Source organism: Synechococcus sp. R6-7 (assembly GCF_047461695.1).
Taxonomy (GTDB): Bacteria; Cyanobacteriota; Cyanobacteriia; order Thermostichales; family Thermostichaceae; genus Thermostichus.
In genome coordinates this window covers 1-4,517 of the sequence record NZ_JANSHS010000181.1, presented here as the reverse complement: position 1 = coordinate 4,517, position 4,517 = coordinate 1, and the positions used below count along the sequence as shown (strand labels likewise).

Annotated in this window: 5 protein-coding genes; 3 read left to right on the top strand and 2 right to left on the bottom strand. The window is 59.2% G+C overall.

Annotated features, from left to right (window positions below):
• Window positions 1-222 precede the first annotated feature (222 nt).
• A complete protein-coding gene (locus tag NW815_RS06225) occupies window positions 223-339 on the bottom strand; it encodes a photosystem II reaction center protein I (RefSeq protein WP_011434021.1) in 117 nt (38 codons plus the stop codon).
• A 263-nt stretch (window positions 340-602) separates the two neighbouring features.
• Between NW815_RS06225 and NW815_RS06220 the strand changes: the two genes are divergently transcribed.
• The gene (locus NW815_RS06220) at window positions 603-1,685 is read left to right on the top strand and encodes a lysophospholipase (protein WP_414389686.1); all 1,083 of its coding nucleotides are present in this window, start codon (window positions 603-605) and stop codon (window positions 1,683-1,685) included.
• 25 nt (window positions 1,686-1,710) lie between these two features.
• A complete protein-coding gene (gene hemB, locus NW815_RS06215) occupies window positions 1,711-2,697 on the top strand; it encodes a porphobilinogen synthase (protein WP_414389687.1) in 987 nt (328 codons plus the stop codon).
• Window positions 2,698-2,708: 11 nt separating this feature from the next.
• On the opposite strand, the gene NW815_RS06210 is transcribed toward hemB, so the two are convergent.
• Window positions 2,709-3,290: a hypothetical protein gene (locus NW815_RS06210; RefSeq protein WP_011434018.1), complete on the bottom strand. Its 582-nt coding sequence runs from the start codon at window positions 3,288-3,290 to the stop codon at window positions 2,709-2,711.
• A 290-nt stretch (window positions 3,291-3,580) separates the two neighbouring features.
• On the opposite strand from NW815_RS06210, the gene NW815_RS06205 reads away from it, so the two are divergent.
• Window positions 3,581-4,507 (top strand): TIGR01777 family oxidoreductase, encoded by a 927-nt coding sequence (locus NW815_RS06205; protein WP_414391208.1) that lies wholly within the window; start codon window positions 3,581-3,583, stop codon window positions 4,505-4,507.
• Window positions 4,508-4,517 lie beyond the last annotated feature (10 nt).

Here is a 4,517-nt window from a genome sequence, read left to right as displayed (position 1 = left end):
GCGGGGCTCCTGCGATTTCTAGCTGAATCTCGCTCACCGCTGCTGCAACCCATGACCAGCAGCAACTTTGTCGCTACCCCGCCAGCAGGAGCTCCCTGGGCATCCGTTCTCCCATAGCTAGGGCAACCAGCAAGGTTCGGCAAAAACAGGGCCAGAGGCATGCTCCCTCAAGCGATGAGCCAGTTATCACTGGAGTTCGCAAGCTGCCCAAGGCGGGATCCCCTACTCCAGGTCTCGACGGTTGGGGTTGCGGGAGGGGTCGTTGCTCAAAAAACCAAACACAAAAAGCCCCACAAAAAAGATGACAACCGCGTAAACAGAGATTTTCAGTAACAGCATAGTTTCAGCAACCCGTTTCCGACTGAGTGAACTGATGAAGCGATAAGGCAATCGTAAAACAAGGGTGAACCACCCCAGAGAGGGGATCCCGTCAAACCTGAGACCCCGCAAAACTTCTTCACAACATCATACCTCTCAGAGGGCCTTTTTCCCGCAAATGGCCCCAGTCTCCCCCCGAGAGATCCTTTCATCCCATCCTCAGAAAAGGCTGCAAAGCCCGGCATGTCGGGGATCCCCGGCAAGAGCAGAGATTGTTAAGAAATATGCTGGACTGGAAACAAAGATTGCCGCTCCTCAGCGGCGGCAGCGCTCGCGGGCGACCGGGACATAGGAAGATAGGATTTGTGGCTTTGCCGGGTCTTGCCGGACGTGTGTTGGATTTGCCCATGCCTTTTGATCGGTTAGGCCACTTAGAGGTTCTGGATGGGCGGTCGGAAACTCAGCCGCAACCTTTGTCGGGGATCTATCGGCCCCAGGAGTTGCTGCTTTCCGATGGGATCCCGGCTTTTCTGCACCACTGGCCCCAGGGATCCCCTTGTGGAAGGGTGTTGCTTTTGCACGGCAAAGGGGATCACGGCGGCGGGTTTTGCCCTTTGGCCGGCGAGTTGGCTGCTCAAGGGTGGGAGGTTTTGGCTCCCGACATGCGGGGATTTGGTCGCTCCGGCGGGATCCGCTGCTGGATCGACCGCTTCAGCCAATATCAAGCCGATCTGGAGAGGATCACGCAGCAGATTTGGCCGCAGAAAGGGATCCCGCAGATCTGGTGCGGGTACAGCGCGGGGGCCAACTGGGTTACGGAATATGCCCTCGCCCATCCCGACCAAGTGCAGGGCCTGATCCTCATCTCTCCGGCTTTTCGCATCGACCACTATTTCACCCCTTTGACCCACGCCCTTCTGCAAGTTTTGGACAGGGTTATTCCCCAGTTGGCCTTGACCGGCCTCTACGAGCCAGCGCGGGTGACTTCCCTACCCGAGCAGCAAGCCGCCTTTGCGGCGGATCCCTACATGTGCGGTGTGACGCGGGCCAGATTTACAGCCGAACTGGCGCGCAGTGGACAGCGCTGCCTTGATCAAGCCCATCGGCTCCGCCTGCCGGTTTTGCTGCTTTACACCTCTGCCGATATCGTCGTCAATCCTGCCGGAGCTGTGGATTTTGCCCGTCGGCTGCCCCAGGGAGAGATCCACGATTTTCCCCGGTCGCGCCACGATCTTTTGCACGACTGCCAAGCGGAAGCGGTAAAAGAGACCCTCCACCGCTGGCTGGCCCGGCATTTCCCCTCTGCCCCGGATGTCGCCCCTCGCCGGACGACCAGCTCAGCCCCTACCGACCTCATGGCAAAATAGAAACGCCCTCTTTCCTGCTACTCCCATGAGCCAAGACCTGATCTACCGTCCCCGTCGGCTGCGGCGCACAGAGGCCTTCCGCCAGATGGTGCAGGAAACCCACCTGCGGGTGCAGGATCTGATCTATCCCCTGTTTGTCATGGAGGGGGAGAACCAGCGGCAGGAAGTGGAGTCGATGCCCGGCTGCTACCGCTACACCCTAGACCTGCTGCTAAAGGAGGTGGAAGAAGCCGCTCAACTGGGGATCCCGGCGGTGGCCCTGTTCCCGGTGGTGCCGGAAGAGAAAAAGGATCCCACCGGGCAGGAGTGCTTCAACCCAGAGGGCTTGATCCAGCGGGCGGTGCGGCGGATTAAACAGGAAATTCCCGAGATTTTGGTGGTAACCGATGTGGCTTTGGATCCTTACAACAGCGACGGCCACGACGGCATTGTGCGGGATGGGGTGATCCTCAACGACGAGACGGTGGAAGTTTTGGTCAAGCAAGCCCTCTCCCAAGCAGAGGCGGGAACCGACATTGTGGCCCCCTCGGACATGATGGACGGTCGCGTCGGCGCCATTCGGGAGGCCCTGGACGACCAAGGCTATACCGATGTGGCGATCCTGGCCTATTCTGCCAAATATGCCTCTGCCTTCTACGGCCCCTTCCGCGATGCCCTGGGATCCGCGCCCAAATCCGGAGACAAAAAAACCTACCAAATGGATCCCGCCAATGCTCGGGAAGCCATCAAAGAGGTGGAGCTGGACGAGGCCGAGGGGGCGGACATGGTGATGGTGAAGCCGGCCCTGGCCTACCTGGACATCATCTACCGAGTTAAGGAATCGACGGATCTGCCCGTGGCTGCCTACAACGTCAGCGGCGAGTACGCCATGATCAAAGCCGCCGAACAAAAAGGCTGGATCGACGGCAAAAAAGTGATGATGGAATCGCTGCTGGCCATGAAGCGGGCCGGTGCCGATATCATCCTCACCTACTTTGCCAAAGAGGTGGCCTTGCTTCTCAAACAAGCCTAGGCAGAGGCAGCCTACGGCCTGGCAGACGGCTGGGTGGACTGCCCGATCCAGGAAGGGTGGGTGTTCTTCTCGTCGTCCGCCACCCAGGTACTGGGATCCACCAAACGCACCTGAATTTGATTGCGTGGCACCCGATTCAGCCGTTCCTTGATCAGGGCCTCCTGCTGCAAGGGATCCATACCTCGATCCACCCCCTCCTGCAGCCGAGAAATCCGAGTGGACAAGACCTCGATATGCCGCTCCAGAACCTGGAGCCGGTGGTGCTGAGCCAACTGCACCGGCAAGAGGCGATACAAACCACTGAGGGCAGCCGCCGTAAACAAGACATTCACCCCGATGTGACAGGCCATCTCCCAGACTTGAGGCTCGTGGCCAGGTTCTTGCCGTCCGCGCCGGCGGGAGCGCTGGACAGGGATCGTCCGCCGACCGGAAATTGGGAGAGAGGAGGGAAACCCTGCCCGAACCAGGGATCCCTGCCCTTGGGAGCGATGCACTCGTGGAGCAACAGAGATGTCCAGCCGCGGCCCAGCAACCTGCTCTGCACGCATAGACACGTGGCGAGCCGGGGTACGGGAAGAAGACTTGGGTGTCACGGGTGAAGGGAAGAAAATAGGGGGACGATGAACCACCTCTGCTGCCAAGAAGCGCAGCTAGGGCCTATTGAAGCCGATTTTTCCAGGTGTGTCAGGCTTTGCCGCAAAACATTTTTATTCTTGGGCTTTCTTGGGCTCTGCCACTTCGCCAAGCTCAGCAAACGGATGGCGGGATCCCACGCGGGGAGGGAAACGCGCTAGGCTAGAGGTTCGAATAGCGGAAAGGCTCTGCACCGTTCAAAGGACAAGGGCGGCACAGGGCTTGTGCAGATGCAAGTCGGATCCACATCATGCGCATTGCCATCACGGGTGGAAGTGGTTTTATCGGGCGTCGCTTGGTGGCCCGTCTGCTGGAGCAAGGGGATCAGGTTTTGGTCTTGACCCGCCGCCTGGAGCAGGCCCGCCGCATTTTGGGGGAATCCCCCAACCTCAAGCTGCTGCCCTACGATCCCTACCAACCGCAAGCCTGGGCAGCCGCCCTGGAAGGGTACGAGGGGATTGTCAACTTGGCCGGAGAGCCTTTGGCTTCTTCTCGCTGGACAGAGACCAAGAAAAAAGAAATCCGTCGTAGCCGTGTGGAAACCACCCAGGCCCTTGTCCAAGCCCTCGCCTCCCTCAACCAAAAGCCCCAGGTGATGATCAGCAGCTCGGCGGTGGGTTACTACGGATCCCATCCGGCAGGAGAACCCTTAACAGAGACGGATCCCCCGGCCCAAGATTTTCTGGCAGAAGTCTGTCAAGCTTGGGAAGCTGCCGCCCGGCCGGTTGAGGAGTTGGGGATCCGTTTGGCCATCGTGCGCACAGGGATTGTGTTGGGGCCGGATGGAGGAGCGCTGGGGCAGATGTTGGCTCCCTTCCAATTTTTTATCGGCGGAACGATCGGCTCCGGCAAACAATGGCTGTCTTGGATCCACCGCGAGGATTGGGTGAGCTTGGTCTGCTTCCTGCTGGAGCAGGGATCCGGAGTGTTCAACGCCACCGCTCCCAACCCGGTGCAGATGGAAGAGTTTTGCCGAACCTTAGGCCAGGTCTTGGGTCGCCCCTCTTGGTTGCCTGTGCCGGAGCTGGCGTTGGAACTGCTGTTGGGCGAGGCAGCTCAAGTGGTTTTGACGGGGCAGAAAGTGATCCCGCAAGCGGCTTTGCAGATGGGCTTTACCTTCCAGTACCCACAACTGAAAGAGGCATTACGACAGATCCTCCTGATACATTTACGCTGAACACTGCTGA

Excerpts from the sequence above, each read along its gene's own strand:
- NW815_RS06220 (WP_414389686.1), top strand. The coding sequence starts at position 603 with ATGCTGGACTGGAAACAAAGATTGCCGCTCCTCAGCGGCGGCAGCGCT.
- NW815_RS06205 (WP_414391208.1), top strand. The coding sequence starts at position 3,581 with ATGCGCATTGCCATCACGGGTGGAAGTGGTTTTATCGGGCGTCGCTTG.
- NW815_RS06225 (WP_011434021.1), bottom strand. The coding sequence starts at position 339 with ATGCTGTTACTGAAAATCTCTGTTTACGCGGTTGTCATCTTTTTTGTG.
- hemB (WP_414389687.1), top strand. The coding sequence starts at position 1,711 with ATGAGCCAAGACCTGATCTACCGTCCCCGTCGGCTGCGGCGCACAGAG.